Origin of the sequence: Seohaeicola nanhaiensis, assembly GCF_042654245.1 — a bacterium.
Classification (GTDB): Bacteria; Pseudomonadota; Alphaproteobacteria; order Rhodobacterales; family Rhodobacteraceae; genus Seohaeicola_A; species Seohaeicola_A nanhaiensis.
The window spans coordinates 1,140,474-1,162,788 of sequence record NZ_JBHSGI010000002.1 but is presented as its reverse complement, the minus strand read 5'-3'; the positions used below and the strand labels follow the sequence as shown (position 1 = coordinate 1,162,788).

Below are 22,315 nucleotides of genomic sequence, written 5' to 3'. Positions count from 1 at the left end.
GCATCCGGCGCGCGCGGCCTTAGCCGCGCGGCCGCTGCAGCCAGGGCAGCAGGGCAAAAACCAGCTGGCCGGCCAGGCCGACCTTGCCCTCTGGCGTCAGAAGCCCGGCGAGATAGGCGACGGGCGACAGGCCCAGAGCGAAGAGTCCCACCGCCGCCTCGGCCAGCATCAGCAGCACGAAGGCAAAGGCGCCCATGCCGATCCGCTGCCAGGTGCCCAGAGAGAGCGCCAGACGAGACGACAGCCACCAGGCAAAGCCCAGCATCAGCGGCAGTTCGACTGAGACAGCGGCAAAGGCACCGATGGCCGGCGCCAGCCACAGCACCCGGATGGTGCCCAGCACGAACCCCAGCGCAAAGGCACCAAGGAAATACAGGGCCCCGGCGCGCAGCATGGGCACTCAGACCTCCTTGCGCGCGCGGAGGGCAGTGCTGATGGTGCCATCGTCGAGATAATCCAACTCGCCCCCGATCGGCACGCCCTGCGCCAGCGAGGTGATCCTGACCTGCCCAGAAAGCTGGTCGGCGATGTAATGCGAGGTTGTCAGCCCGTCGACGGTGGCGTTCAGGGCCAGGATCACCTCGGTGATCCCCTCGCTGTGCACCCTGTCTTTCAGCTTTGGGATCCGCAACTCTTCCGGCCCGACCGCATCCAGCGCCGACAGCGTGCCGCCCAGCACGTGATACCGGCCGCGGAATCCGCCCGACCGTTCCATCGCCCAAAGGTCAGCGACATCCTCGACCACGCAGAGCTCGCCATTGGCGCGCTTTTCCGAGGTGCAGATATCGCAGATATCGGAGGTGCCAACGTTGCCGCAGTTCAGGCACTCGCGGGCTGTCTCGGCGACCACCTGCATCTGGCGCGCCAGAGGCGCGAGAAGCAGGCCGCGCTTGCGGATCAGATGCAGCACCGCGCGGCGCGCCGACCGCGGCCCAAGCCCCGGCAACCGGGCCATCAGGTCGATCAGCGCATCAATGTCGCGGGTGCTGCTCAAGGCCGGCTCAGAACGGCAGCTTCATGTCCTTGGGCAGGCCCATGCCCTCGGACAGCTTTGCCATCTCCGACTGTGCCCGTTCACTGGCCTTGGCCTGTGCGTCCTTGATCGCGGCCAGGATAAGATCCTCGACCACTTCCTTTTCGTCGGGATTGAAGATGGACGGATCGATGTCCAGTGACTTCAGATCGCCCTTGCACGAGCACACGGCCTTGACCAGTCCCGCACCGCTTTCGCCGGTGACGGTCATGGTCTGCAGGTCCTCCTGCAGCTGAGCCATCTTGCCCTGCACTTCCTGTGCGGCCTTCATCATCTTGGCCATGTCGCCGAGCCCGCCGAGCCCGCCCAATCCTTTCAGCATCGCTGTCTCCTTATGTTTCTGCCCGTTTACACCTTCGGCAGGCGGGCCACCACCTTCACCTCGATATAGTTGCCGGGGATGATGAATCCCACCACCTCGATGGCGGTCCAGGCAGGATATGGGTCTGCAACCCGCTCGCCCCAGACCTTGCGGAACGTATCGAGATGATCGCGAAGTCCGACGTGGAACGTGGTCACATCGACCATATCGGCCAATGTCATCCCGCCTTCTTCCAGGATCGTGGCAATATTGTCGAAGGCGACATTGAATTGCGTTTCGGCGTCCTCGGGAATCTCTCCGTTCAGCCGCTGGCCGGTGATGCCGGTGAGAAAGATATGGTCACCCGAGACCAGACCCATAGAGAACTTCCAGTCGCGGGAAACCGCTTCGAAGCCGGGCGGAGTGAGGGCTTTGAAGGACATTGTTCAGAAATTCCGGCTCAATCTGGACTCCATTCCCAGGTGCGGGACTCCGCAGGATTTCCCGCTCTGTCCGGCTCTTTCGAGGATGGCGTCAGCCATCCTCAAACGGATCCCATTCATCCTCGACCTCAGGCAACGCCTCGGTGATCGCTTCGGCGGCGATCTGTTCGGCTGTGCGGATACCCTTGATCTTGGCCTTGGGAAAATGGGCGAGAACGGCCTGCACCAAAGGGTGCTCCTTCGCTTCGGCTTCGAGCCTGTATTTCTCGGCGTTGCGCACCTCGTCGATGGTTGGCGCGCCGCCGCTGTTCACCACCGAAACCGCCCAGCGGTTGCCGGTCCAGGCCTGCAGCCTTTGACCCAGTCGCTGGGCCATGTCGGCCGGGGCCCGATCGGTCGGTTCAAATTCGATCCGGCCGGGCTGATAGCTGACCAGCCGCAGATCGGTCTCCACATCCGCCAGCAGCTTGCCGTCGCGGTTGACGCGGATCAGTTCGACCACATGGTCGAAGGTCGGATAGCGCGCGAGCGCCGCCTCGACCGCTAGCGCCGCTTGGGCGCCGCCACCACCACCGCCACCCATTGGGCGGGACATGCTGCCGCCGCCCGCGCCGGGCGCAGATCCGCCGCCGCCCTGACCGGGCGCGGGGGAAGGGGGCGGCGGCGTGCTTTCTAGCCGCCGCACCAGTTCCTCGGGCGAGGGCAGGTCGGCGACGTGCGTCAGCCGGATCACCGCCATCTCGGCGGCCATCATGGCATTGGGCGCGGCGGCCACCTCTTCCAGCGCCTTCAGCAGCATCTGCCACATCCGCGCCAGAACCCGCATCGCCAGCTGTTCGGCCATCGCGCTGCCGCGCGCGCGCTCGTCCGGCGAAATGGTGGGGTCTTCGGCCGCATCCGGCGTGATCTTCACGACGCTGACCCAATGCGTGATCTCGGCCAGATCGCGCAGCACGGCCAGCGGGTCGGCGCCCTCGGCATATTGGCTGCCCAGCTCGCGCAGCGCGCCGGCGGCATCGCCCTTCAGGATAAAATCCATCAGGTCCAGAACGCGGCCCCGGTCGGCCAGCCCCAGCATCGCGCGGACCTGATCCGCGCCGGTTTCGCCCGCGCCATGGCTGATCGCCTGATCAAGCAGCGAGGTCGCATCCCGGGCCGAGCCCTCGGCCGCGCGGGTGATCAGCGCGAGGGCGTCGTCGGTGATCTGCGCGCCTTCCGACGTGGCGATCCGGCGCAGCAGGCCCAGCATGTCCTCCGGTTCGATCCGGCGCAGGTCGAAGCGCTGGCAGCGGCTGAGAACCGTGACCGGCACCTTGCGGATCTCTGTGGTGGCGAAGATGAATTTCACGTGGGCCGGCGGCTCTTCCAGCGTCTTCAGCAGCGCATTGAAGGCGTTGGTCGAGAGCATGTGCACTTCGTCGATGATGTAGATCTTGTAGCGCGCCGAGGCTGCGCGATAGCGGACCGAGTCGATGATCTCGCGGATGTCGCCCACGCCGGTGCGGCTGGCGGCGTCCATCTCCATTACGTCGACGTGGCGGCCTTCCATGATCGCGACGCAGTGTTCGCAGACCCCGCAGGGTTCGGTCGTCGGGGTTCCGTTTCCATCCGGCCCGATGCAGTTCATCCCCTTGGCGATGATCCGCGCCGTGGTGGTCTTACCGGTGCCGCGGATACCCGTCATGATGAAGGCCTGCGCGATGCGGTCGGCGGCGAAGGCGTTCTTCAGCGTGCGCACCATCGCCTCTTGTCCGACGAGGTCGGCAAAGGTTTCGGGGCGGTATTTGCGGGCAAGCACGCGGTATTCGGAGGGCTGGGTATCTGACATGCGGTCCCGGATGCGGAGAGGATTCTAAAGCGTCGCGTCAGGTTAGAACGGCTGGGGCGGGACGTCCACCGATGGCGGCGGGAACCATCGCCAAGCCGGCGGCGTTCGGCTAGGATTTCAGGGTCAGAGTCGGGGAGTGTGGGGCATGCGTCTTCGCGGTGTGAGAACCAGCAGCAACGTCGAGGATCGCCGTGGGCGTGGCGGCGGCGGCGTGGCGATGGGCGGTATCGGTGGCGTCGGTCTTCTCGTCGTCTTGGCGATTGGATATTTCACCGGAATCGACGTGACGCCGCTGATCGTGGATCAGGGCGGCAGCTATGACCAGCCTTACGAGCCGACCCCCGAGGAAGAGGCGGCGGCGCAATTCACCAGCCAGGTCCTGGCAACCACCGAAGATGTCTGGACGCAGGTGTTCCGCGATCAGCTGAACGCGCAATACGTGCCGCCGACGCTGGTTCTGTTCAGCCGCGTCACGCAAAGCGGTTGTGGCGGCGCGTCGGGCGCGACGGGGCCGTTCTATTGCCCGGTCGATCGCAAGGCCTATATCGACCTCGATTTCTTTGCGACCCTCGAACAGCGCCTTGGCGCGAAGGGCGATTTCGCGGCGGCCTATGTGATCGCCCATGAGGTGGCGCATCACGTTCAAAACCTGGCCGGCATCCTGCCGGAAGTGGATCAGGCCCGGCAGCGGGCGAGCAAGACCGAGGCGAATGCGCTGACAGTGCGGCTGGAACTGCAGGCCGACTGCCTGTCGGGTATCTGGGCCAGCAAGGTGAAGGGCCTGATGGAGCGGGGCGACCTGACCGAGGCGCTGAACGCGGCGCGGCAGATCGGGGACGACAAGCTGCAGCGCGACGCAGGCCGGGTGCCGCAGCCGCATACCTTTACCCACGGCACCTCGGAACAGAGGGCCGGGTGGTTTCAGAGGGGCTATGACAGCGGCGACGTGAACGCCTGCGACACATTCTCGGCCCGGTCCCTGTAACGGGTTTGGGCTGTCCCAGCTAGGACGGGGGGTCATGTCATTGATTTTGCTTGAAAATCAGTGAGTGACCTTTTTGGGACGCCTATTTTCTTGCTCGGGGACGATGTCGGAGGGCGGGATTTACCCCGCCGCCGCCAGCAGGGTTCGCGTATATTCTTCGCGCGGGTTGCCAAAGACCTGCTCCGCTGGGCCCTGTTCGACCACGTCACCCTGCTTCATCACCATAACCTGATGCGACATCGCGCGAACCACCTTCAGGTCGTGCGAGATGAAGAGATAGGCCAGCCCGTATTTCTTCTGGAGGCCGCGCAGAAGCTCCACGATCTGGACCTGGACGGTCATATCCAGCGCGCTGGTCGGTTCATCGAGGACCAGCAGGCGCGGGCGCAGCACCATGGCGCGGGCGATGGCGATCCGCTGGCGCTGGCCGCCCGAAAATTCGTGCGGATAGCGGTCCATGGCGGCCGGGTCGAGACCGGTCTCGACCATCGCCTCGGCCACCAGTTCGCGGCGGTCGCGGGTCGGGTCGACATTGTGGACCGTCAGCCCTTCGGCGATGATCTCGAAACAGGTCATGCGCGGGCTGAGGCTGCCGTAGGGATCCTGGAAGACGATCTGCATGTCCTTGCGCAGACGTCGAAGTTCGCCCGTCGACCACTGTCGCACGTCCTGGCCGTTGAAGACGATGCGGCCCTCGGACGGGATCAGCCGCATGATGGCCAGTGCCAGCGTCGTCTTGCCCGAGCCGCTTTCGCCGACGATCCCCAGGGTTTCGCCTTCGCGGACCGAGATGGTCGCGTCATTCACCGCCTTCACATAGCCGACCGTTCGTTTGAGCAGGCCGCGATGGATCGGGAACCAGACCTTGAGGTGTTCCGTCTCGGCAACCACCTTGGCGTTCGCCGGCACCGGATCGGGCTGGCCTTTCTGCTCGGCGGCCAGCAGCATCCGGGTATAGGGATGCTGCGGGTTGCCGAAGATCTGGGCCGTTGGGCCTGCTTCGACGATTTCGCCACCCTTCATCACGCAGACCCGGTCGGCGATGCGGCGCACGATGCCAAGGTCGTGGGTGATGAAGAGAAGCCCCATGTTCTCGGTCTTCTTCAGCTCGGCGAGCAGTTCGAGGATCTGGGCCTGGATCGTCACGTCAAGCGCGGTGGTCGGTTCGTCGGCGATCAGGATGTCGGGCTTGTTCGCCAGTGCCATGGCGATCATCACGCGCTGACGCTGCCCGCCCGACAGCTGGTGCGGATAGGCGCCGAGGCGGGTTTCGGCGTCGCGGATGCCGACCTTGTTCAGCAATTCCAGCACCCGGGCGCGGGCGGCGTCGCCGCTCAGGCCCTGGTGCAGTTCGAGCGATTCGACCAGCTGCTTTTCGATGGTGTGCAGCGGGTTCAGCGAGGTCATCGGCTCTTGAAAGATAAAGCTGATGTCGTTGCCGCGTACCTTGTGCAGCAACTGGCGGCTGGCGCCGATCATCTCTTGCCCGTCATAGGTGACCGAACCGCCGACCTCGGCGTTGTCGCCCAGCAGCGAGACGGTCGAGAGCGCGGTGACCGATTTGCCGGACCCGGATTCGCCCACCAGCGCGACGGTTTCGCCCCGGTCGAGCGAGAAGGAGACGCCCCTGACGGCCTGCGTGGTCTTGCCGTCCTGACGGAAGGCGACGGTGAGGTTGCGAACGTCCAGCAGGCTCATGAGAATGTCTTCCGCGGGTCGAAGGCATCGCGCACGCCTTCGAAGATGAAGACCAGCAGCGAGAGCATGATGGCGAAGACGCCGAAGGCTGTGAAGGCCAGCCAGGGCGCGTGCAGGTTTTCCTTGGCCTGAAGCGTCAGCTCGCCCAGCGACGGCGCGGTCGAAGGCAGGCCGAAGCCGAGGAAATCGAGCCCGGCGAGCGAGCCGATGGTGCCGGTGACGATGAAGGGCATGAAGGTCAGCGTGGCGACCATGGCATTGGGCAGCATGTGGCGGAACATGATCGTCATGTTCGACACGCCAAGCGCCTTGGCGGCGCGGACGTATTCGAAGTTGCGCGCGCGCAGGAATTCGGCGCGCACGACTCCGACCAGACCCATCCAGCCGAAGAGGACCATGAGGAAGACCAGCAGCCAGAAGGAGCGGTCGAAGACGGCGAACATGATGATGATGACATATAGCATCGGGACCGAGCTCCAGATCTCGATGAAGCGCTGGAAAAGCAGGTCGGTGCGGCCGCCGAAATAGCCCTGCACGGCGCCGGCGGCGATGCCGAGAACGCTGGAGAGCGCCGTGACGACGAGGGTGAAGGCGATGGACAGCCGAAACCCGTGGATCACCCGCGCCAGCACGTCATGCTTGGTGTCGTCGGTGCCGAGCAGGTTCTGCCCGTTCGGAGGCAGGGGCGCCGCGCCGGGGCGGTCGACCGGCGTGTCGTAGGAGTAAGGGATCAGCGGCCAGATCATCCAGCCCTTTTCCACCGGTTTGCCGTCGACGGTGCCGTCGGCGGCATCGGCGACCACGGTCTCGGGTTCGTAGAGGCATTCGTTGATGCCGCCGGTGGCGATCAGGCACTGAACCTCGGGGTCGCGGTAGACCGCCTCGGTCTGGAAGTCGCCGCCGAAGGCGCTCTCGGGATAGAACTGCCAGATCGGGGTATAGAATTCGCCACGGTAGCTGATCAGGATCGGCTTGTTATAGGCCAGAAACTCGGCGAACAGGCTGAGGCCGAAGAGCAGCAGGAAGATCCAGAGCGACCAGAAGGCGCGGCGGTTGCGTTTGAAATTGCGCCAGCGGCGCTGGTTCAGCGGGGACAGGGTCATTCAGCCCTCGCGCTTTTCGAAGTCGATGCGCGGATCGACAAGGACATACATCAGGTCCGAGATGATACCGACCACAAGGCCCATGATGCCCATGATGAACAGCGTGCCGAACATGATCGGATAGTCGCGCGCCAGTGTCGCCTCGAACCCCATGCGGCCCAGCCCGTCGAGCGAGAAGATGGTCTCGATCAGTAGCGAGCCGGTGAAGAAGACGCCGATGAACACGCTGGGAAAGCCGGCGATCACGATCAGCATCGCGTTGCGGAAGACGTGGCCGTAGAGGACGCGTCGGTCGGGCAGGCCCTTGGCGCGGGCGGTCATCACGTATTGCTTGCGGATTTCGTCAAGGAAGCTGTTCTTGGTCAGCAGCGTCAGCGTGGCGAAGGCCGAGATGGTCATGGCGGTGATCGGCAGGACCATGTGCCAGAAGTAGTCGAGGATCTTGGCGGGCCAGGACAGGCTGTCCCAGTTTTCCGACACGAGATCGGCGCGGGGAAACCATTGCCAGTAGCTGCCGCCGGCAAAGACGACCAGCAGCAGGATGGCGAAGAGATACGAGGGGATCGCATAGGCGACGATGATCGCGCCCGAGGTCCAGGTGTCGAAGGGGCTGCCGTCCTTTACCGCCTTGCGGATGCCGAGCGGGATCGAAATCAGGTAGGCAATCAGCGTCGACCAGAGACCGAGCGAGATCGAGACCGGCATCTTTTCGAGCACGAGGTTGATCACGCTTTCCGAGCGGAAGAAGCTTTGGCCGAAATCGAGCCGCATGTAGTTCCACATCATGTCGACGAAGCGTTCCAGCGGCGGCTTGTCGAAGCCGTATTCCTTTTCAAGCTGGGCGATGAACTTGGGGTCGAGACCGCGCGCGCCGATATAGCGCTCGTCTCCGCCGCCGGCGGACTGGTCCATGTTTGCGGCATCGCCGCCGCCGCCGGTGAAGCCGCCGAACACATCGCCCTGGCCCTGCGCCCGGGCGATGGCCTGTTCGACGGGGCCGCCGGGGACAAACTGGACCAACGCGAAGTTGATGACCATGATCCCCAGAAGGGTGGGCACGATCAGCAGGAGCCGGCGAAGGATATAGGCGCCCATCCGGGGTCTACCTCAGCGCGCCGGCCGCTCGCAGGGCCTCGGCCTTTGCCTGATCGAACCACCAGAAATCGAGATAGCCGAGATCGTAGGGCGGCAGCGGGTCAGGATGTTCATACTGGTCGTAATAGGCGACCCAGTAATTCGGCTTGTACCAGACCGGGATCATGATGAATTCGTACCGCAGCGCCCGGTCGAGCGCCATCAGGGTCGCGCGCTCTTCCTCGACGCTTTGCGCCTGCAGCGAGGCGTCGATGATCTTGTCGACCAGCGGGCTGGCCAGGCCGGCCGGGTTGAACAGCGAGTCGCCGCCATCGGCCGGGGTGCCATACATCTGCGAGAGGCCGGTGCCGGTGCCGAGGAAGGGTCGGTAGAAGTCGAAGATCAGGTCGTAATCGTTGTCCCGTTCGCGCAGCGTATACTGCGCCGAGTCGACCTTTTGGAGTTCGGCGGAAATGCCCATCGACACGAGGTTCGCGACGAAGGCCTCCATTGCGCCGCTGAGCGTGCCTTCGTTGGCCTTGTTGAACAGGAACGTCAGCGACAGCAGTTCGCCCGCTGCATTGCGCCGCTTGCCATCGCTGCCCACGGGCCATCCGGCCTCGTCGAGCAGCTTCATGGCCCTGCGCAGGTTGCGGCGGTCGCTCAGCCGCTCGGGGTCGGAGGTGTGCGGCATCAGTGCCGGTTCGGTCAGCATTTCGGGCTGCACCAGGTCGCCCAGCGACTTGAGAAAGTCGAGTTCGGCGCCCTGCGGCGCATCGGTCGCCATGATCGGCGTGTCCTGCGAGAAGGAGCTGCGCTGTTTGAACAGCCCGTATTGCAGGCTCTCGTTGGTCCATTCGAAGTTATAGCCCAGGGCAACCGCCTCGCGCACACGCTTGTCCTTGAGGATGTCGCGGCGCAGGTTGAAGACGATGCCGGTGGCGGTCGGGGGCGTGCCGTCGGGCAGTTCCGTGCGGATCACCTGACCATCGGCGATCTTGGGGAAATTGTAGTTCGACGCCCATTTCTTCGAGTCGCTCTCGACCCGGAAGGTGTAGTCGCCGGCCTTGAACGCCTCGAAGGCCACGGTGTCGTCGCCGAAATATTCGATCCGGATGCGGTCGAAGTTGTGGCGGCCCTTGTTGATGGGCAGATCCTTGCCCCAGTAGTCGGGATTGCGCTTGTAGACGATGCGGCGGTTCACGTTCACCGTTTCGACGATATAGGGCCCGGATCCGGGCGAGGTTTCCAGCCGGCTTTCATCCAGCCGCGCGCCGGTGTCCTCGTACCACTTCTTCGACCAGACCGGCACGCCGCCGACCTGGTCGATCAGGCTGCGCCGCGAGATGCCCTCGACGAAGGTGAACTTGATGGTGTGCGGGTCGATCACCTCGACGCTTTTCATGCGCTTGGAGACCCCGGCGCGGTACGACGGCAGGCCCTGTTCGAGCAGCAGCTCGTGGCTGAACTTCACGTCCTCGGCGGTGACCGGGGTGCCGTCCGAGAATTTCGCCTCGGGGCGCATGTGGAAGATGACCCAGTTCTTGCCTTCGTCGTATTCGACGCTTTCGGCCAGCAGGCCGTAGCCTTCGTCGTAGGTGTCGGCGCTTTCGGTCAGAAGGCTTTCATACATCATCGACGACAGCATCCCGGCGCGGCCCTTGACCGCATAGGGGTTCATCGAATCGAAGGTGCCGGTGGCGCTGACGGAAATCTCGCCGCCTTTCGGGGCCTCGGGGTTCACATACGCCAGGTGATCGAAGTCCGCCGGGTAGGTCAGATCGCCATAGAAGGAGTAGCCGTGGCTCTTGATGATCTTCTCATCTCCGCGCGCCGTGCCTGCGAGACCGACCGCCGTGATCAGCATCAGCAGAAGCGCCAGCAGGGGCTGAACGGGATCCGCCGCGCGGGTTGCCGCAGCTGAACGGGTGTGGATCATCGGGTAGGTCCTCCATCGGCTGGGACCGGGCTCCTGGCCCAGGTTCAGCCTAGGTAAAGGCCCGGGGGGCCAACATTCAAGTTGAGAATATGTGATCTTTCTTGAATGCCGGGACAAAACAGAAGGGCCGCTGCAATGGCAGCGGCCCTGAAAGGCTGGACATAACCGGTTGGGTTATTTCACGATGCTTTCCAAATAGGCCACAAGATCGGCCCGCTCTTCGATCTTCTTCAGACCGGCAAAACCCATGGTGGTGCCGGGAACCACACCCTTGGGGTTGGTCAGGAATTCGTTCAGATGTTCTGGAGTCCAGGTGCCTTCGACGCCCTGCATCGCTGCCGAATAGGAAAAGCCCGGTTCGGACGCGACATCGCGGTTGACCACGCCGTAGAGCGAGGGACCCGTGCCGTTCACGCCATCCTCGATCTTGTGGCAGGCACCGCACTTCTTGAAGACATTGGCACCCTTGGCGACATCGGCCTCGGCCACCAGAGCGTTGAAATCGACCTGCTCTGCCGGTTCGGCGCTTTCGCTCGGGCCGGTGTCGATCACATAGGCCGCTTCACCGTGGCCGCCGACATGATAGATCGCCTCGGCCGCCCATTTGCCAAGCAGCAGCACGAGAAAAGCGCCGCACAGCGAAGCCACCACCTTGGTTGTCGTCATCGTATCCATTTGGTCGCGAGTCCATTTGATCTGTTTGGGCGGTTGTCTAAGCCTTCCCCTTCTCCGAGGCAAGGTATAGACACCGCGACCAAACGACCAGCCCCCAGTTGTTGCAGGAAAATGTGCACATGACCGACCGCATCGCCTTTCAGGGAGAGCTTGGCGCCTACAGCCACGAGGCCTGCCGCAACGCCCGCCCCGACATGGAGGCGCTGCCCTGCCGCAGTTTCGAGGACGTGATCGAGGCGGTCCAGTCGGGCAAGGCCGAGCTGGCGATGCTGCCGGTCGAGAATTCGACCTATGGCCGGGTCGCCGACATCCACCGGCTGCTGCCCGAAAGCGGGCTGCACATCGTCGACGAGGCCTTCGTGCGGGTGCATATCTCGCTGATGGCGCTGCCCGGCGTGCGGGTCGACCAGCTGGAGAGCGTTCGCGCGCATCCGGTGCTCTTGCCGCAGGCGAAAAGCTATCTGGCCCGATACGGCATTCGTGGCGAGGCGGCGGCGGACAGTGCGGGGGCGGCGGCTGATATCGCCCGCGAGGGGCTGCGCACGGTCGGCGCGCTGGCGTCCGATCTGGCGGCCGAGATCAACGGGCTGCACATCCTCGCGCGCCACATCGAGGACCATGCCCACAACACGACACGCTTTCTGATCATGGCGCGCGAAGCCGATCACAGCCGGCGCGGCACGCATGGAATGATCACGACCTTTGTCTTCCAGGTGCGCAACATTCCGGCGGCGCTCTACAAGGCGATGGGCGGTTTCGCGACCAACGGGATCAACATGACCAAGCTGGAAAGCTATATGGTCGATGGCAATTTCACCGCCACCCAGTTCTATGCCGATATCGAGGGTCACCCGGAGGATGCGAATGTCCGCCTGGCCCTGGACGAGCTGTCGTATTTCACCACCAATACCGAAATTCTGGGCGTCTACCCTGCCGCGATGGAGCGCGGCTGACCGCACTCAGGCCGTGCGGCCCTGACGCTGTTCCAGCGACTTGGCGAAGGCGGCGACCTTCAGCTTGAACCGCTTGTTCAGGGTCGCCTTGGCGAGCCGGAAGGATTGCACCAGCAGGCGGGCCGAAAGCGTCTTGGGTTTGACCTCAAGAACCACCGCCAGGCGGGTGCGCCGTTTCGACAGCGACAGCAGGTCGAGCGTCAGTGTGCCGTCAAGCCCCTGCGAATCGGCTTCGAAGCGCATCGCGGTGGGCCGGTCGTATTGCGCCAGTTGCAGGGTCAGATCGCGGGGCTTGCCGCGCAGGGAAAAGCGGGCGGTCCAGGCCATGCCGCGCCCGGGCGGATGCATGTCCCTTTCGCGCTGCACCTCGATCCCGCGCCGGATCGCGGAACGCTCGTAGCCCTCGAAGTCGGAGAGCATGGCGAAGACCTCGTCGATCGGGGCTTCGATATCTTCCTTGGTGGAAAATTGCATATGTCTTCCGTTCGGTTCGGCCGTTCCCCGGAATCTGGGGTCAATCGAGCGTGTCCGCAAGCCAGTTCTGCAAGAGGAAATGGGCGATGGCGCCTTTTCGGGCCGGGCGGATCTTTGGATGCTCGCCGGCAAAGACCTGCATCATCTCCTCGCGGGTGACCCAGATCGCGTCATCGAGTTCCTCGGGATCGCAGTGGATCTCGGTCGTCAGCGCCTCGCCCCGGCAGCCCATCATCAGTGAGGCGGGGAAGGGCCAGGGCTGGCTGGAGAGATACTCGACCTTTCCCACCTTGATGCCGGACTCTTCCAGGACTTCGCGCCGGACTGCCGCTTCGATCGTCTCGCCCGGTTCTATGAAGCCGGCGAGACAGGAATACATTCCCTGCGGCCAGCCGTGCGAGCGGCCCATGAGAACCGAATTGCCATGGGTGATCAGCATGATGACCACCGGGTCGGTGCGGGGGAAGTGCTGTGCCTTGCAGGCGGGGCAGCCGCGCTGCCAGCCGGCGTGGCTGACATCGCTGGCGTGGCCGCATTTGGCACAGAACCGGTGAGAACCGTGCCAGTTGACGATCGCCTTGGCGGTGGCAACCAGTTCGGCATCGCGCGGCGACAGCGCGAACATGATGCGCCGCAGTTCGGCAAAGACATAACCGGGCGGGAAATCGGGGTGAGTCTGTTCGGAAGGGTCGAAGAAGCTGCCCAGCGAGGAGATATCCTGGCCCTCCGGCTCCCATCCCGAGATGTCGACCGCGAAATTCGGCGCGCCGCTGGTTTCGAGCCCCAGGAAGACCGGAGCCTCGATCTCGCCCTTGAACCCTTTCTTCAGGACCGGATGAGTCATCGGCACCAGCGCCAGGCGCTCGCCCTCGACCAGCGGCTTGCCGCGCCACAGAAGAACGCAGGCGGCGTCGTCATGGGCCAGGGCGGCGGCCAGCGCGGCGGGGTCGTTCCTGACCTTGGCTGCGCGGTCCAGACCGGCGCCGCCGAATGTTACCTGTTCCGCCGTCCGCATGCCTGTCTCTCCGCCACCGTTTGGCCGCTGGCATGGCACAGGCCGCGGGACAATTCAATTCCAGCGGCCTTTTGCTTTTGCGTGCCGGATGTGACACAGATCGGAACAAGGCCCGCAGGGGCCAGCGCCGTCAGGAACGCACGGCGGCGCAGGTTGGGGGATAGCCTGTCCGCGATGTCCGGGAACCGACAGCAGCCACTGCCCGGGCGCGATCCTGCGCCATCGGGGGGCGTGGCCCGGCTGCGTTTGCTGTCCACCACCGATCTTCACATGCAGCTGACCAGCTTCGACCATGCCACCGGGCGCAGAGGTGCCGGGCCCGGGCTGGCGCGGACCGCGACACTAATCGACCGGGCGCGGGCCCAGGCGGAGCGGGACGGGGCGCTGTGCCTGCTGTTCGACAATGGCGATGCCCTGCAGGGCGGCGCGCTGGGCGAACTGGCCGCGACCCGGCCCGAGGCACCACATCCGATGATGCGCGCCTTTGCACATCTGGGCTATGACGCGCTGGGCCTCGGCAACCACGATTTCGACGCGGGTACGGATTGGCTGTCCAACGTGCTGGCGCAGGCGCCCTGTCCGGTGATCTGCACCAACCTTCGCGGCGCCGAAGGCTTTGCGCCCTTTGCCGTGCTCGAGCGAGCGGTCCGGGTGGATGATCGCGTTGTGATCCTGCGCGTCGGCGTGCTGTCCATGGTGCCGCCGCAGACGGTGATGTGGAATGCGCACCGTCTGTCACCTCGGGTGAGCGCCGAGGATATGCTGGAAGCCGCCCGCGCAGTCTTGCCCGCGCTGGCCGACTGCGACGTGATCGTGGCGCTGGCGCATAGCGGGCTGGGTGCTGCGTCACCCCTGCCGGGGGCTGAAAATGCGGCGCGGGCACTGTCGCGGCTGAGCGGAATCGATGCGGTGATCGCGGGACACACCCACGAGTGCCTGTCGCGCCGCGGTGGACCTGTGGCCGGCGCACCTGTGGTGATGGCGGGGGCCAACGGATCGCACCTGGGGGTGATCGATCTGGTCCTGCGCTCGGAGGGTTCCGGGCGATGGCGGCGCGCGAAGGCGCAGGTGGCGGTGCGGGCCGCGGGGCCGGAGGTGCCGGAAGACCCGGGCGTTGTCGCCCTGATGGAAGACGACAATGCCGCTGCGCAGGCGCTGATGGCGCGGCCGGTCGGGCATACAGAGGCGCCGCTCCACAGCTATTTCACCTTTTTCGCGCCCGATCGCGCCCTGGCGATCGTGGCGGCGGCGCAAGCGGCGGCGCTGAGCCCTTTTCTGGCGGGTCGGCAGGAAGCGATGCTGCCCCTGCTGTCGGCCGTCGCCCCGGGCCGGTTCGGTGCCCGCGCCGGGCCGTCCAGCTATACAGACATTCCTGCGGGGCCAATCGCGTTGCGCCATCTGATCGACCTGCAGGCCTTTGCCAACGATCTTCACGCGGTGGTCGTCACCGGCGCGCAACTTGCTGACTGGATCGAGCATTCGGCGGGGGTGTTCCACAGGATCCAGACGGGATCCCGGGACGCGGCGCTGCTGGACCCGGCCCTGCCGGGGCACGATTTCGACGTGCTGCACGGGGTGACCTACCAGATCGACCTGTCGCGACCGTCGCGTTTCCACCCGGACGGGCGCCTGCGCAAATCAGGCGGGCGACGGGTGACGGCGTTGCATCACGCAGGCCGGGCGGTGGCGCCGGATCAGCGTTTTGTCGTGGCGCTCAACAGCTTCCGGTCGGCCGGGGGCGGCAACTTCGCGGCCCTGCGCGGGGCGCAGCGGATCGCCTTGCCGTGGGTGCCGCTGCGCGATGCGCTGCGCGATTATCTGGCCGGCCGGCTGGCGCGCGATCCGCTTGCGGATGCGCCGCCGCCCTGGCGTTTCGCGCCCATGCCGGGCACACGCGTCTGTGTGCCGACCGGCCCGGGCGCAGGCACGTATCTGGACGAGCTTGCCGGACGCGGGGTCGAAGTTGGTGGGCTGGACAAGGCGGGATTCCTGCGGCTTTTCGTGCCGCTCTGATGCGAGGTTGCGAATCCCGCGCGCTGCGCCTATATCGCCCTCCGAGAGGTTGGCGCGGGCGAGCGCCTCGCCAACCTGGTCAGGTCCGGAAGGAAGCAGCCACAACGAGTCCCGCTTGGGTCGATGTCCAGCCTCTCACTTTTCTCCCTCAAATCCGCGACCCGGTGGTAAGCCCTGCGCCCTGCTGCGCCTGACTTCGGCCGCTTGTCCTGACTCTCTTCCCTTGTTTCCCGGCCAGCGTCCCTGGACGCAATATTTCGTGGCCTGGCGCGGGGCGCCGGGTCGTCGCAGATGGCAGCTTGCGGGACATTATGTAATGTTATGATATAACATATCATGAGATGAGAGATGACACATTCAGACCTACGCCTTCCCGTCACCGTCCTGTCGGGGTTCCTGGGGGCCGGAAAGACGACGCTCTTGAATGCGGTCCTGAACAACCGCGAGGGGCGGCGGGTCGCCGTCATTGTCAACGACATGTCCGAGGTGAACATCGACGCGGACCTCGTGCGCGGTGGCGAGGCAAATCTCAGTCATACCGAAGAGCGGCTGGTCGAAATGACCAACGGCTGCATCTGCTGCACCTTGCGGGACGATCTGTTGCAGGAGGTGCGGCGACTGGCCGACGAGGGGCGCTTTGACTATCTGCTGATCGAGGGCACTGGGATCTCCGAGCCCCTGCCGGTGGCGGCCACCTTCGAGTTTCGTGATGAAACAGGCGCCAGCCTTTCGGACGTGGCGCGGCTGGACACGATGGTGACGGTGGTGGACGCGGTCAACCTGCTGGGCGATTACAGCAGCCATGATTTCATCCGGGATCGGGGCGAAAGCCTGGGCGAGGGCGATGACAGGACGCTGGTCGATCTGCTGGTCGATCAGATCGAATTCGCCGATGTCGTGGTTCTGAACAAGATCAGCGATGCGGGGCCCGAGCGGCTGGACGCGGCGCGCAAGATCATTGCCGCGCTGAACCCGGACGTGCGGATCGTCGAGACGGATTACGGACGGGTGCCCGGCGCGGCGATCTTCGATACCGGGCGATTCGACTTCGACAGGGCGCATCTGCATCCAGCCTGGGCCAAGGAGCTCTACGGTTTTGCCGAGCACGTGCCCGAAACCGAGGAATACGGGGTTTCGTCTTTCGTCTATCGCGCCCGGCGGCCGTTCGATCCGCAGAAGGTCTTCGAGGTGCTGAACGGACCCATGCCGGGTGTCATCCGGGCCAAGGGCCATTTCTGGATTGCGACCCGGCCGGACTGGCTGGCCGAATTCTCGCTGGCCGGGGCCCTGAGTAGCGTCAAGCCATTGGGCCGATGGTGGGCCTCGGTCGCCAGTGAGCGCCGGCCGAGCCATCCGGAGGCGGCGGCCTATCTCGCCCGGCACTGGCAGGAGCCCTATGGCGACCGGCGGCAGGAACTGGTGTTCATCGGGACGGGGATGGACAGGGCTGCGATCACCGCTGCGCTGGACCGCGCCCTGACGGGCGGCGAGGCCGAATTTGCGCCGGATCTGTGGGCGCAGTTGCCCGATCCCTTTCCGGTCTGGCGGTCGCCTGCGCCGGAGGGCTGAGGCGCGAGGCCTTCAGTCGGACCGCGTCTCCGTAAGGCTGGCGCGCAGGCGATCTTCGTCGAGCCCCAGCCCGGAAAACAGGGCCCAAGCGTGGACGCCCTGGAAGAAGAACAGCTCCCACCCCGAGATGATGGAGAGACCCGCCGCCCGGGCGTCCTGAAGGAACCGGGTGTCGGTCGGCGTATAGACTGCGTCGAAGGCCCATTCGGCTCCGGCCATGGCCGGGGCGACGAGCGGAGTGCCCTCGTAACCCACCATACCGACCGGCGTGCAGTTGATCAGGCCCGCGGCGCCGTCGGCGGCCTTTTCGGCGCTGGTCCAGGTCGAGATGTCCATGTCAGGGGCGGCGGCCTGCAGCGCGGCGGCAAGGGCCTGGGCCTTGGCTGGCTCTCGGTCGACAAGGCGCAAAGATCGGGTTCCGAGCCCGGCAAGACCAAAAGCGACGGCCCGTCCGACTCCCCCGCTGCCGATCATCAGCACCGTGCCGGTCGGACGCGCGCCCCGCTGGCTGCGATAGGCCGCCATGAAACCGGAGTGATCGGTGTTGAATCCCTTTGCGCCGGTCTGGGTGAAGATCACCGTGTTGACCGCTCCCATGGCCCGCACCAGCGGCTCATCGACCGTCACCCGGCCTGCCGCGACTTCCTTGTAGGGGTAGGTGATATTGATGCCGCGATATCCCTGCGCCGCGCAGGTGTCGAACACCTCGTCAAAGCTCTGCCCAAGGGTCCTGGGGACCAGCCTTTCGTAGGTGACCTGCACATGGTTCTGCTCTCCGGCAAGGCGGTGCAGCACCGGGGCGCGCGATTGGGCGATGTTGTCGCCGATCAGGCCGAGTTTCAGGGAGGTGTCGGTCATCGCTGCGTCTCCTCCGCGCCCCCATGCCCGCAGTGGGGACCGCGCACGCGTGTGCGCAGTCCGTCGTAGATCAAAAATCCAGATGCTCGACGTTCAGCGCGTTCTGCTGGATGAACTCGCGGCGGGGTTCCACGGTGTCGCCCATGAGCTTGGTGAAAAGGTCATCGGCCTCGACCATGTCGTCGACCTTGACGCGCAGGAAGGTCCGCGCATTGGGGTCGAGCGTGGTTTCCCAGAGCTGTTCGGGGTTCATCTCGCCCAGACCCTTGTAACGCTGCAGCGACAGGCCCTTCTGACCCTCTTCCAGGATCGCGGCCAGCAGGCCGAGCGGCCCGAAGATAGTCTGGTTGCGGTCGCGGCGTTCAAGCGTCGCGGGCGAGCCGTAGATCTCTTGCAAGCCCTTGGTGAAGCTGCCGGTCTTGCGCGCCTCGCCCGAGCGCAGCATCGGGCCGTCAAGCGTGCGCACCTCTTCCACGCCGCGCAGGATGCGGGCGAGACGGATGCCGTGATCCTGGGTGATGCGGCCCTGCCACCCGCGTTCATATTCCAGCGCGATCAGGTCGAGCCGGCGGGCGACCGTATCGGCGACGCCCTGAAGGTCGGCATCTACCGCCCCGGGCACGAAGGCACCCGCGACAGCCGCCTGTTCCAGAATGTGGCGCGGGTAATGTGTCGGGAAGGCGTCCAACACGCGCTTAAGCTGGCGCGCCTCGTCCACCACCCGCGCCAGGTCGGCGCTGGTGATCTCTTCGCCCGAGCCCAGCCGCAGCCGCGCGCCTTCGACGCCCTGATGGATCAGGTAATCGTCCAGCGCGGCCTGGTCCTTGAGATAGACCTCGGACTTGCCGCGCGCCACCTTATAGAGCGGCGGCTGGGCGATATAGAGATAGCCGCCCTCGATCAGCTCGGGCATCTGGCGATAGAAGAAGGTCAGCAGCAGGGTGCGGATGTGCGCGCCGTCGACGTCCGCATCGGTCATGATGACGATCTTGTGGTAGCGCAACTTCTTGATGTCGAATTCGTCGCGCCCGATCCCTGTGCCAAGCGCCATCACCAGGTTGCCGATCTCCTGACTGCCCAACATGCGGTCGAACCGCGCGCGTTCCACGTTCAGGATCTTGCCGCGCAGGGGCAGGACCGCCTGGGTCATGCGGTCACGGCCCGTCTGCGCCGAACCGCCGGCCGAGTCTCCCTCGACCAGGAAGAGTTCGGTCTTGGCCGGATCCTTTTCCGAGCAATCCTTGAGCTTGCCCGCGAGAAAGTTCACGTCCATCGCCGTCTTGCGCCTGGTCAATTCGCGCGCCTTGCGGGCGGCCTCGCGGGCCAGCGCGGCCTCGATGATCTTGCCGACGATGGTCTTGGCCTCGTTGGGGTGTTCCTCGAACCACTCGGTCAGTTTCTCGTTCACCAGGTTCTCGACCGCCGGGCGCACTTCGGAGCTGACCAGCTTGTCCTTGGTCTGCGAGCTGAACTTGGGATCGGGCACCTTGACCGACAGCACGCAGGTCAGCCCCTCGCGGGCGTCGTCGCCGGTGAAGTTGACCTTCTCCTTTTTGGCGATGCCGCTGTCCTGGGCGTATTTCGTGATCGTCCGGGTCAGCGCGCCGCGAAAGCCGGCCATATGTGTGCCGCCGTCGCGCTGGGGAATGTTGTTGGTGAAGGGCAGCACCGTCTCGTGATAGCTGTCGTTCCACCACATCGCGACTTCCACGCCGATGCCGTCGCGCTCGCCCGAGATGAAGATCGGTTCGGGCATCGCCGAGGTCTTGGACCGGTCGAGATAGCGCACGAATTCCCGCACGCCCCCTTCGTAGAAGAGTTCCGAGCGCAGCGCCTCGGCGGGGCGTTCGTCGATCAGGATGATGCGGACGCCGGAGTTCAGGAAGGCCAGCTCGCGCAGGCGGCGCTCCAGTGTCTCGAAGCTGTATTCGAGGTTCGAGAAGGTGGTAGTCGAGGCGAGAAAGCGCACCTCGGTGCCCTTTTCGCCAGGGGCATCGCCCACCACGCGCAGATGTTCGACCGTATCGCCCCGTTCGAAGCGCGCGAAGTGTTCCTTGCCCTTGCGCCAGATCCGCAGTTCCAGCCAGTCCGACAGCGCGTTGACGACCGAGACGCCAACGCCGTGCAGACCGCCCGAGACCTTGTAGGAGTTCTGGTCGAACTTCCCGCCCGCGTGCAGCTGGGTCATGATGACCTCGGCGGCGGAAACGCCTTCCTCTTCGTGGATGTCGGTCGGGATTCCCCGGCCGTTGTCGCGCACCGATACGCTGGAATCCGCGTGGATCTTGACGGTGACGGCGTCGGCATGACCGGCCAGCGCCTCGTCGATGCCGTTGTCCACCACCTCGTAGACCATGTGGTGCAGGCCCGAGCCGTCGTCAGTGTCGCCGATGTACATGCCGGGCCGCTTGCGGACCGCATCCAACCCTTTGAGAACCTTGATGGAATCGGCGCCGTATTCCTGCGGCGACTGTGCGTCTTCGGACATCCGGAATATCCTTGTTGATTTCGGGATTTTATACTGACTCTTGGGGGGCTTGTCACGCGCTCGCCCAAGATTTTGTGTCATGTGAGGGGAATGATTGCGGCCACGCAGATCAACAGGACTCCGGCAACCAGATTGGTCTTGCGGATGGCCGAGGGAGAGCCCAGCCGTGCGCGCATCCGGTCGACCAGTCCGGCCAGCGCAAGATTGCCGAGCAGCGGCACCATCTGCGAGACTGCGACGATGGCGGCGATGTCCCATCCGTTCAGGCCGCGCAGGTCGAAGAAGCCGGGCAGCAGCCCCATGTAGAACAGAATGGCCTTGGGATTGCCCAGGATCACCGCCATGCCGGCCGCGAAACCGGCCCAGGCGCCGGGGCGGGTCAGGCGGCGGTCGGCGGTGATGGGGCGGTCGGCGCCGCGCAGCGTCAGGATGCCCATGGCCAGAAACATCACCACGGCCATGGCCTTCAACACCATCTGGACGCCGGCAAAGGCGGTGACGAACCAGCTGACGCCGAGGATGGCCAGAACCGGCCAGAGCATGTCGCCGACGACAACGCCCAGCGCCAGCGGCACGGCAGAGCGGAACCCGCCCGACAGGGTGCGCGCGATCAGCGCCATCCAGACTGGCCCGGGGGTGAGGAACAGCACCATCACGCCGCCGGCATAGAGCAACAGATCCCAAGGGGAGATTGTCATCGCTGCACCACACTCGATTCCGCGCCGCTCTCGGTCACCTCCAGCCGTTGCGCCCTGTCGCCCAGGTCCTCGAACAGTTCCGGCCCTGTTCCGGTCATCCAGGCCTGGGCCTTCAAAGCGCAGATCTCGTCATAAAGCGCCGCGCGCCGGCCAGCGTCGAGATGGGCGGCGACCTCATCCAGCAACAGAATAGGCGGCGCGCCGACATCCTCGGCCAGGGCCCGGGCATTGGCCAGGATCAGCGAGATCAGCAGCGCCTTCTGCTCGCCGGTCGAGCAATCGCTGGCCGGAATGCCCTTGGCCGCATAGGTGCCGTAGAGGTCGGTCCGGTGCGGCCCGACCAGCGTCCGACCGGCCGCCATGTCGCGAAACCGGCTCTCGGACAGCGCCTCTTTCAGATCGGCCTCGGTTGCGGGCATTTCTCCCTCGGACTGTTGGAGTTCCAGCGTGGCGGCTGGGAAGGCGGTTTGCGCGCCCTCCTGCGCCGATTGTACGCGGGTGAGGGCAGTCTGGCGGGCGAGGTCGATGCGATGTCCCGCCTCGGCCATCTGAGATTCCAGCGCGCCATACCAGAAGGCGTCGCGCACCTGATCCTTGAGCAGCCGGTTGCGTTCGCGCATCGCCTTTTCATAGGTCAGCGTCGCCTCGGCGTGACCGGGATCGAAGCTGAGTACCATGCGATCCAGAAACCGGCGGCGCCCCTCTGCGCCCTCGATCCACAGCCGGTCCATCGCCGGGATCAGCCAGAGCACCCGCGCAATCCGGCCCAGCGCCAGCTGGGAGGCGGCCTTGCCGTCGATCAGAACCTGCCGCGCAGCTCCGTCTTCCGACCAGGTCTCGACCTCATGCTGCTGGCCCTGAGTGTCGACCAGGCCCGACAGCTTCCATCCCAGCGCCTCCGGGCGGCGGGTCATCTCGCTGGCGCTGGCGCGCCGCAGTCCGCGGCCGGGCGAAAACAGCGAGACGGCCTCGATCAGATTCGTCTTGCCGGCGCCGTTGGGGCCATAGATCGCGACGGGGCGCGCATCGACCGACACGCGCGCGAGACGGTGCGATCGGAAGTGGGACAGCGTCAGCGATTTAAGGGCAAGGGCGCACATGGTTCAGCCCGAGCGGGACAACTTTTGGGGCGCGGTGGCGCGGTTGTGTGGCGGCCGGATGGCGCTGC

General features: G+C 65.2%; 20 protein-coding genes and 1 other RNA gene. 5 read left to right on the top strand and 16 right to left on the bottom strand.

Annotated elements, in window-relative coordinates; all coding sequences use genetic code 11:
- Nucleotides 1-19: 19 nt before the first annotated feature.
- From ACFO5X_RS05825 to ACFO5X_RS05805, 5 genes are all read right to left on the bottom strand, one after another.
- Nucleotides 20-400 (bottom strand): hypothetical protein, encoded by a 381-nt coding sequence (locus ACFO5X_RS05825; RefSeq protein ID WP_380716305.1) that lies wholly within the window; start codon nt 398-400, stop codon nt 20-22.
- The gene (gene recR, locus ACFO5X_RS05820) at nt 401-994 is read right to left on the bottom strand and encodes a recombination mediator RecR (RefSeq protein ID WP_380716304.1); all 594 of its coding nucleotides are present in this window, start codon (nt 992-994) and stop codon (nt 401-403) included.
- A 7-nt stretch (nt 995-1,001) separates the two neighbouring features.
- The gene (locus ACFO5X_RS05815; protein ID WP_380716303.1) at nt 1,002-1,355 is read right to left on the bottom strand and encodes a YbaB/EbfC family nucleoid-associated protein; all 354 of its coding nucleotides are present in this window, start codon (nt 1,353-1,355) and stop codon (nt 1,002-1,004) included.
- Nucleotides 1,356-1,381: 26 nt separating this feature from the next.
- On the bottom strand, nt 1,382-1,777 hold the full coding sequence (locus tag ACFO5X_RS05810) for a RidA family protein (RefSeq protein WP_380716302.1): 396 nt from the start codon (nt 1,775-1,777) through the stop codon (nt 1,382-1,384).
- 91 nt (nt 1,778-1,868) lie between these two features.
- Nucleotides 1,869-3,605 carry a DNA polymerase III subunit gamma/tau gene (locus ACFO5X_RS05805; protein ID WP_380716301.1) on the bottom strand — a complete coding sequence of 579 codons (1,737 nt, stop codon included), beginning with the start codon at nt 3,603-3,605 and terminating at the stop codon, nt 1,869-1,871.
- Between the two features lie 145 nt (nt 3,606-3,750).
- Between ACFO5X_RS05805 and ypfJ the strand changes: the two genes are divergently transcribed.
- On the top strand, nt 3,751-4,590 hold the full coding sequence (ypfJ, locus tag ACFO5X_RS05800; protein WP_380716300.1) for a KPN_02809 family neutral zinc metallopeptidase: 840 nt from the start codon (nt 3,751-3,753) through the stop codon (nt 4,588-4,590).
- 120 nt (nt 4,591-4,710) lie between these two features.
- Here the strand turns inward: ypfJ and ACFO5X_RS05795 are convergent, their stop codons facing one another.
- The 5 genes from ACFO5X_RS05795 to ACFO5X_RS05775 all read right to left on the bottom strand — a co-directional run bounded on the left by ACFO5X_RS05795 (nt 4,711) and on the right by ACFO5X_RS05775 (nt 11,079).
- Nucleotides 4,711-6,288, bottom strand: a complete 1,578-nt coding sequence (locus ACFO5X_RS05795) for an ABC transporter ATP-binding protein (protein WP_380716299.1) — start codon at nt 6,286-6,288, stop codon at nt 4,711-4,713.
- Nucleotides 6,285-7,391: an ABC transporter permease gene (locus ACFO5X_RS05790; protein WP_380716298.1), complete on the bottom strand. Its 1,107-nt coding sequence runs from the start codon at nt 7,389-7,391 to the stop codon at nt 6,285-6,287. Before ACFO5X_RS05790 ends, ACFO5X_RS05795 begins: the two co-directional genes overlap by 4 nt.
- Nucleotides 7,392-8,486 carry a microcin C ABC transporter permease YejB gene (locus ACFO5X_RS05785; RefSeq protein ID WP_380716297.1) on the bottom strand — a complete coding sequence of 365 codons (1,095 nt, stop codon included), beginning with the start codon at nt 8,484-8,486 and terminating at the stop codon, nt 7,392-7,394.
- A 7-nt stretch (nt 8,487-8,493) separates the two neighbouring features.
- On the bottom strand, nt 8,494-10,332 hold the full coding sequence (locus tag ACFO5X_RS05780) for an extracellular solute-binding protein (RefSeq protein WP_380716380.1): 1,839 nt from the start codon (nt 10,330-10,332) through the stop codon (nt 8,494-8,496).
- A 246-nt stretch (nt 10,333-10,578) separates the two neighbouring features.
- Nucleotides 10,579-11,079 (bottom strand): c-type cytochrome, encoded by a 501-nt coding sequence (locus ACFO5X_RS05775; RefSeq protein WP_380716295.1) that lies wholly within the window; start codon nt 11,077-11,079, stop codon nt 10,579-10,581.
- 119 nt (nt 11,080-11,198) lie between these two features.
- Here ACFO5X_RS05775 and ACFO5X_RS05770 point away from each other — a divergent pair, with 119 nt between their 5' ends.
- The gene (locus ACFO5X_RS05770) at nt 11,199-12,032 is read left to right on the top strand and encodes a prephenate dehydratase (RefSeq protein WP_380716294.1); all 834 of its coding nucleotides are present in this window, start codon (nt 11,199-11,201) and stop codon (nt 12,030-12,032) included.
- Between the two features lie 6 nt (nt 12,033-12,038).
- Here ACFO5X_RS05770 and ACFO5X_RS05765 read toward each other — a convergent pair whose 3' ends face one another.
- Nucleotides 12,039-12,506, bottom strand: a complete 468-nt coding sequence (locus ACFO5X_RS05765; protein WP_380716293.1) for an SRPBCC family protein — start codon at nt 12,504-12,506, stop codon at nt 12,039-12,041.
- Nucleotides 12,507-12,546: 40 nt separating this feature from the next.
- Nucleotides 12,547-13,521 carry an NAD(+) diphosphatase gene (gene nudC, locus ACFO5X_RS05760; RefSeq protein WP_380716292.1) on the bottom strand — a complete coding sequence of 325 codons (975 nt, stop codon included), beginning with the start codon at nt 13,519-13,521 and terminating at the stop codon, nt 12,547-12,549.
- Here nudC and ACFO5X_RS05755 point away from each other — a divergent pair.
- From ACFO5X_RS05755 to ACFO5X_RS05745, 3 genes are all read left to right on the top strand, one after another.
- Entirely contained in the window at nt 13,423-15,534 is a 2,112-nt protein-coding gene (locus ACFO5X_RS05755; RefSeq protein WP_380716291.1) for a 5'-nucleotidase C-terminal domain-containing protein, read from the top strand. The genes nudC and ACFO5X_RS05755 overlap by 99 nt on opposite strands.
- A gap of 42 nt (nt 15,535-15,576) precedes the next feature.
- Nucleotides 15,577-15,675: signal recognition particle sRNA small type (ffs, locus tag ACFO5X_RS05750), an RNA gene on the top strand.
- 207 nt (nt 15,676-15,882) lie between these two features.
- The gene (locus tag ACFO5X_RS05745) at nt 15,883-17,103 is read left to right on the top strand and encodes a GTP-binding protein (protein ID WP_380716290.1); all 1,221 of its coding nucleotides are present in this window, start codon (nt 15,883-15,885) and stop codon (nt 17,101-17,103) included.
- Between the two features lie 12 nt (nt 17,104-17,115).
- Here the strand turns inward: ACFO5X_RS05745 and ACFO5X_RS05740 are convergent, their stop codons facing one another.
- From ACFO5X_RS05740 to recF, 4 genes are all read right to left on the bottom strand, one after another.
- Entirely contained in the window at nt 17,116-17,961 is an 846-nt protein-coding gene (locus ACFO5X_RS05740; RefSeq protein ID WP_380716289.1) for a shikimate dehydrogenase family protein, read from the bottom strand.
- A gap of 70 nt (nt 17,962-18,031) precedes the next feature.
- Nucleotides 18,032-20,449, bottom strand: coding sequence for a DNA topoisomerase (ATP-hydrolyzing) subunit B (gyrB, locus tag ACFO5X_RS05735; protein ID WP_380716288.1), 2,418 nt, complete (start codon nt 20,447-20,449; stop codon nt 18,032-18,034).
- Between the two features lie 77 nt (nt 20,450-20,526).
- The gene (locus ACFO5X_RS05730; protein WP_380716286.1) at nt 20,527-21,147 is read right to left on the bottom strand and encodes a LysE family translocator; all 621 of its coding nucleotides are present in this window, start codon (nt 21,145-21,147) and stop codon (nt 20,527-20,529) included.
- Nucleotides 21,144-22,247, bottom strand: coding sequence for a DNA replication/repair protein RecF (gene recF / locus ACFO5X_RS05725; protein WP_380716285.1), 1,104 nt, complete (start codon nt 22,245-22,247; stop codon nt 21,144-21,146). Before recF ends, ACFO5X_RS05730 begins: the two co-directional genes overlap by 4 nt.
- Between the last annotated feature and the right edge of the window lie 68 nt (nt 22,248-22,315).

Excerpts from the sequence above, each read along its gene's own strand:
- ACFO5X_RS05815 (WP_380716303.1), bottom strand. The coding sequence starts at position 1,355 with ATGCTGAAAGGATTGGGCGGGCTCGGCGGGCTCGGCGACATGGCCAAG.
- ACFO5X_RS05810 (WP_380716302.1), bottom strand. The coding sequence starts at position 1,777 with ATGTCCTTCAAAGCCCTCACTCCGCCCGGCTTCGAAGCGGTTTCCCGC.
- ACFO5X_RS05805 (WP_380716301.1), bottom strand. The coding sequence starts at position 3,605 with ATGTCAGATACCCAGCCCTCCGAATACCGCGTGCTTGCCCGCAAATAC.
- ypfJ (WP_380716300.1), top strand. The coding sequence starts at position 3,751 with ATGCGTCTTCGCGGTGTGAGAACCAGCAGCAACGTCGAGGATCGCCGT.
- ACFO5X_RS05795 (WP_380716299.1), bottom strand. The coding sequence starts at position 6,288 with ATGAGCCTGCTGGACGTTCGCAACCTCACCGTCGCCTTCCGTCAGGAC.
- ACFO5X_RS05790 (WP_380716298.1), bottom strand. The coding sequence starts at position 7,391 with ATGACCCTGTCCCCGCTGAACCAGCGCCGCTGGCGCAATTTCAAACGC.
- ACFO5X_RS05785 (WP_380716297.1), bottom strand. The coding sequence starts at position 8,486 with ATGGGCGCCTATATCCTTCGCCGGCTCCTGCTGATCGTGCCCACCCTT.
- ACFO5X_RS05780 (WP_380716380.1), bottom strand. The coding sequence starts at position 10,332 with ATGCTGATCACGGCGGTCGGTCTCGCAGGCACGGCGCGCGGAGATGAG.
- ACFO5X_RS05775 (WP_380716295.1), bottom strand. The coding sequence starts at position 11,079 with ATGGATACGATGACGACAACCAAGGTGGTGGCTTCGCTGTGCGGCGCT.
- ACFO5X_RS05770 (WP_380716294.1), top strand. The coding sequence starts at position 11,199 with ATGACCGACCGCATCGCCTTTCAGGGAGAGCTTGGCGCCTACAGCCAC.
- ACFO5X_RS05765 (WP_380716293.1), bottom strand. The coding sequence starts at position 12,506 with ATGCAATTTTCCACCAAGGAAGATATCGAAGCCCCGATCGACGAGGTC.
- ACFO5X_RS05755 (WP_380716291.1), top strand. The coding sequence starts at position 13,423 with ATGGGCCAGGGCGGCGGCCAGCGCGGCGGGGTCGTTCCTGACCTTGGC.
- nudC (WP_380716292.1), bottom strand. The coding sequence starts at position 13,521 with ATGCGGACGGCGGAACAGGTAACATTCGGCGGCGCCGGTCTGGACCGC.
- ACFO5X_RS05745 (WP_380716290.1), top strand. The coding sequence starts at position 15,883 with ATGACACATTCAGACCTACGCCTTCCCGTCACCGTCCTGTCGGGGTTC.
- ACFO5X_RS05740 (WP_380716289.1), bottom strand. The coding sequence starts at position 17,961 with ATGACCGACACCTCCCTGAAACTCGGCCTGATCGGCGACAACATCGCC.
- gyrB (WP_380716288.1), bottom strand. The coding sequence starts at position 20,449 with ATGTCCGAAGACGCACAGTCGCCGCAGGAATACGGCGCCGATTCCATC.
- ACFO5X_RS05730 (WP_380716286.1), bottom strand. The coding sequence starts at position 21,147 with ATGACAATCTCCCCTTGGGATCTGTTGCTCTATGCCGGCGGCGTGATG.
- recF (WP_380716285.1), bottom strand. The coding sequence starts at position 22,247 with ATGTGCGCCCTTGCCCTTAAATCGCTGACGCTGTCCCACTTCCGATCG.